The organism is Pantoea sp. UYEF8 (assembly GCF_040546285.1).
Lineage (GTDB): Bacteria > Pseudomonadota > Gammaproteobacteria > Enterobacterales > Enterobacteriaceae > Pantoea > Pantoea brenneri.
On the sequence record NZ_JBEPNM010000033.1, the window covers coordinates 1 to 3,630 of the forward strand.

General features: G+C 44.9%; 5 protein-coding genes and 1 pseudogene. 3 read left to right on the forward strand and 3 right to left on the reverse strand.

Going from position 1 to position 3,630, the window contains the following annotated elements; all coding sequences use genetic code 11:
- Positions 1 to 98: 98 nt before the first annotated feature.
- Positions 99 to 440, reverse strand: a pseudogene (locus tag ABIB18_RS23645) (Y-family DNA polymerase); the annotation flags it as partial.
- 58 nt (positions 441 to 498) lie between these two features.
- The gene (locus tag ABIB18_RS23650; protein ID WP_354476045.1) at positions 499 to 876 is read right to left on the reverse strand and encodes a S24 family peptidase; all 378 of its coding nucleotides are present in this window, start codon (positions 874 to 876) and stop codon (positions 499 to 501) included.
- A 297-nt stretch (positions 877 to 1,173) separates the two neighbouring features.
- Between ABIB18_RS23650 and ABIB18_RS23655 the strand changes: the two genes are divergently transcribed.
- The 3 genes from ABIB18_RS23655 (at position 1,174) to ABIB18_RS23665 (ending at position 3,443) form a co-directional block, all read left to right on the forward strand.
- The gene (locus ABIB18_RS23655) at positions 1,174 to 2,067 is read left to right on the forward strand and encodes a RepB family plasmid replication initiator protein (protein ID WP_048780791.1); all 894 of its coding nucleotides are present in this window, start codon (positions 1,174 to 1,176) and stop codon (positions 2,065 to 2,067) included.
- Positions 2,068 to 2,449: 382 nt separating this feature from the next.
- Positions 2,450 to 2,821: a hypothetical protein gene (locus ABIB18_RS23660; RefSeq protein WP_354476047.1), complete on the forward strand. Its 372-nt coding sequence runs from the start codon at positions 2,450 to 2,452 to the stop codon at positions 2,819 to 2,821.
- A gap of 163 nt (positions 2,822 to 2,984) precedes the next feature.
- Positions 2,985 to 3,443 (forward strand): hypothetical protein, encoded by a 459-nt coding sequence (locus tag ABIB18_RS23665; protein WP_048780793.1) that lies wholly within the window; start codon positions 2,985 to 2,987, stop codon positions 3,441 to 3,443.
- A gap of 108 nt (positions 3,444 to 3,551) precedes the next feature.
- On the opposite strand, the gene ABIB18_RS23670 is transcribed toward ABIB18_RS23665, so the two are convergent.
- A partial coding sequence (locus ABIB18_RS23670; RefSeq protein WP_001401901.1) for an IS1 family transposase occupies positions 3,552 to 3,630 on the reverse strand: 79 nt, incomplete at its 5' end.

The window sequence follows — 3,630 nt, forward strand, 5'->3', positions numbered from 1 at the left end:
CGAAAGCAGGTATACCTGAAAGCGTGCGTATTGCCTGAAAACACAACCCGCTACGGGGGAGACTTACCCGAAATCTGATTTATTCAACAAAGCCGTGGCATGTACGAAGAAATGCCGCTGACATCCAGAAAGCTTTCATCTATCGAGTAAATTTCCTGGCCTGGTGCCATTTCACCCAGGATGGCCATCATTCGGGCGGACATGTCGCCATATAAAGCGTAGTTAGAGCTGAAGATATGAACGCCATTCTCCCGAAAGTAGCGCTCATTTTTAAACAGCGGGGCGCCCATTTTGATACCCATGCGCTTGGCTTCTGCAGAACGGGCAATCACGCAGCCATCATTATTTGACACTACGCATATGGGTTTACCGCGCAAATCGGGTCGAAACACCGTTTCGCAGGACGCATAAAAGTTATTGGCATCGGCCAGTGCGAACATTTTTAATCTCCGGCTGATCTCGCTCATTACAGCTTATACACGCCATAGCTTATCTGAATCAGTCACCTGGCGGATGATTGAACCCCAGTCCTGCGACATCGGTAAGCGCATAAGCTACAACGCCCCACACAGGCAGTTCCTGGCTTTCATCAAGCAGAGTAATTGTCTCATCTCCTCTCAGCTCTTGCAGCGCTGGTACGGGGTTTATAAGAAGCCTGCGAAGCACGAGTTCACCTTCAACTTCAGCAACAATGATGTGTCGATGTTGAGGGGTAATCGCGCGATCGATGGCCAGAACTGAGCCCTGCATAATTCCTGCTTCAGGATAACTGCTGTCGCTACGTACAAGGAACGTGGAATGAGGAGACAGTGTGACCAGATCGCCCAGATTGAGCCGCTGTTCTGCAAAGTTTTGTGCCGGGTTCTGAAAAGCCATCTCAGCTCCAATATCCTTAAAATTAAGAAAGTTAGAAAATTTTTATCCACATATTCAGTAGATAGATCAATTCTTTTAGATCATATAGAGATCAAGTAAAGATCAATAAAGATCACCGCCTGCGTAACCTGATGATAGGTAAGTAGAAAAGAGCACTTTAGGCGGTCACTTTCATAAGTATAGCGGTTACTTTCATAATAAAAGCGTTTACTTTCATAAAATAGGCGGTTACTTTCATAACCCTAAAGCGGTTACTTTCATAAATCTGGGTATTATTTGCTCATTCGGTGTGGATAAATGGAAAAAGTGCAGGAAAACAGCGAGATAGAGAGTCCTTTTTGCATTATTAAAAAAGAGTCCAACACAAGTTATGAACTGACACCAAACAGCAATAAGTCCGTTCAGCCTGTCGCGTTACTTCGCCTCAGCGTCTTCACACCTGTTGCACCTAAAGAAAAGGGTAAACGCGACTTCCTGATCGATGCTTCTGAAGAACTATCAAGTCTGGAAGTGGCAAGACAGGAAGGTTACACCGACATTAAGATTCAGGGGGCAAAGCTAAGCATGTCCACTGATTTTAAAACATGGATCGGAGTGATTTCTGCCTTTTCAAAGTACGGCTATAGCAGTGAGAAAATCACGCTGCCGTTCTCTGAGTTTGCACGGATGTGTGGCCTTAAGCCTACTGATATTAACGGAAGGGCCCGCGCACGATTGCACGATTCACTTTTTAATCTTTCAAGTGTAACTCTATCTTTTCGTGGGAAAAATACCAAAAAATCGTTGGTAACTCACCTTGTTCAGCGAGCAGTGCTTAATCATGAAACCGACCAGGTTGAAATCGTTGGCGACAGTAGTTTGTGGGAGCTTTACCGCTACGATCATAAAGTTTTGCTCGGGCTGAAAGCTCTTTCAGAGCTGTCCCGCAAAGAAGCGGCACAGTCCCTGTATGTGTATCTGGAAAGTATGCCTGCGGGCCCCCTGTATATCTCGATGAAGCGCTTTCGTGAACGTCTCGCGCTTGAATCGCAGATTAAAGACCAGAACGCCATTATTCGACGTGCACTGGCTGACCTGGTCAGAATCGGCTATCTCGACTTTACCGAATACAAAAAAGGCAGGGAAATCATGTTTGTTATCAATAGCCGTTCGCCAAAACTTCAGGCTATTGGAAGAGCGTCTAAAAAATAGCGGTTACTTTCATAATAACGGTAGGGCGGTCACTTTCATAACGACTGCTGCGCCGGGTAGGGTACATTCATAAGACGTCCTCGCAGAGTAGGGTACTTTCATAAATCAGTGCCGGCAAGGTAGGGTGCTTTCATAAGACAGGCTCTATGGGGCTCGGTGTGTTCTACAAAAACCGCCCAAATGGCGTTTTGGAGAGCGAGAATTTATGAAAGTGACCACCTTTAATGCGTGGTTTATGAAAGTAACCGCCGTACCTGAATAAAAGTGTTGTCCCTTATGAAAGTGACCGCCTTTATGAAACTGACCGCTTAGTGACGATGTTTATGACCCTCGCCAGCTCCGGGTATGAATCATCATAACTTGTATGGAGTGTTTAATCGGAATGGAAACAGCTCAAGTATATGTAACAGGTAGTGGTGACCCGCATACTCGACTTGGCTTCGCGCGCGTACTGATCGAACAGGGCTCCCGGAAAACGCCGTTTATCTTCAACTACGAAGACACGACTTATAAGCGCAGCCAGATTCAGGGCATGATCGATGCTGTGCTGCAGCTCGGTATTCCTCACCATGTGGTATTCATCACCGCGTCACCGCTGGCGCTGGAAAAGGCTGAGATGGGTGAAGGACCTAACCGAGATCTTATCTACGAGCTATATCATGTTCTGTCAGCTAAAGGGTGCACACACGAGTTTGATTTTCGTATAGGGCGCGGTAAAGAGATTAATGCATTATTATCCAGGCATGATGTTTAGTCATTTCTGTTTTAGCAGATTTTTAGTAGGCATTAACTTGAGGAAAAGCGTATACAATCAACAAATGCTTTGATGCTCACATAAATTCTATAGCGCAGCTTTTACCCAAAGAGCTAAGGCGTGTATAGGAAAATTTTGAACAAGTTACAAGAGAGGTTTATGTATGGCTGGCGGATTTTGGGGTAAAGGCAACAATCCTTTCTGGAATCATGACTCAGATGCAGCGCTGAATCATAAACAAAAGCTGGATGCAGAGCTTGACGCATTTCGAGCCAAATTAGACTCTGAAGATAGCCATCGTCGGGCTGTGCATGCGCAGCAAAGGGTCAACAGTGTGATACGACAGAGAGATCAACTGGTATCAGAACTTAAAGATGTAAAAACAGTTTTCTTTATGGCAGCGATAAGGTCAAACATCTTACAGGGAGCCTTAGAAGATTTAATAGCAAAGCATCCCCACATGGCTGATGAAATCCTGGACACAATTCAGGCGAATAGGGACAAAGGCAATATGGAGGATTATCGGCAAAAGTGGTGGGATTGGGTCTTTAGTACGGAATTAACGACAAAAAACAGCTACTTAAAATTTCCATTTGAACAGCGTGAAAATAAAAAAAGTTAGCGTTGTTTGTTATTGCAGTATTGCTCGCTCATACAGCACCCTAATAGCGCTTAGCGCGGTCATGAGCAAAACACTATCAATGAGTGATTTTTGGGTAATGGTCCCAACTTATTGATAGTGTTTTATGTTCAGATAATGCCCGATGACTTTATCATGCAGCTCCACCGATTTTGAGAACGACAGCGAC

Coding starts and splice junctions, on each gene's coding strand:
- ABIB18_RS23650 (WP_354476045.1), bottom strand. CDS start 876: ATGGCTTTTCAGAACCCGGCACAAAACTTTGCAGAACAGCGGCTCAAT.
- ABIB18_RS23655 (WP_048780791.1), top strand. CDS start 1,174: ATGGAAAAAGTGCAGGAAAACAGCGAGATAGAGAGTCCTTTTTGCATT.
- ABIB18_RS23660 (WP_354476047.1), top strand. CDS start 2,450: ATGGAAACAGCTCAAGTATATGTAACAGGTAGTGGTGACCCGCATACT.
- ABIB18_RS23665 (WP_048780793.1), top strand. CDS start 2,985: ATGGCTGGCGGATTTTGGGGTAAAGGCAACAATCCTTTCTGGAATCAT.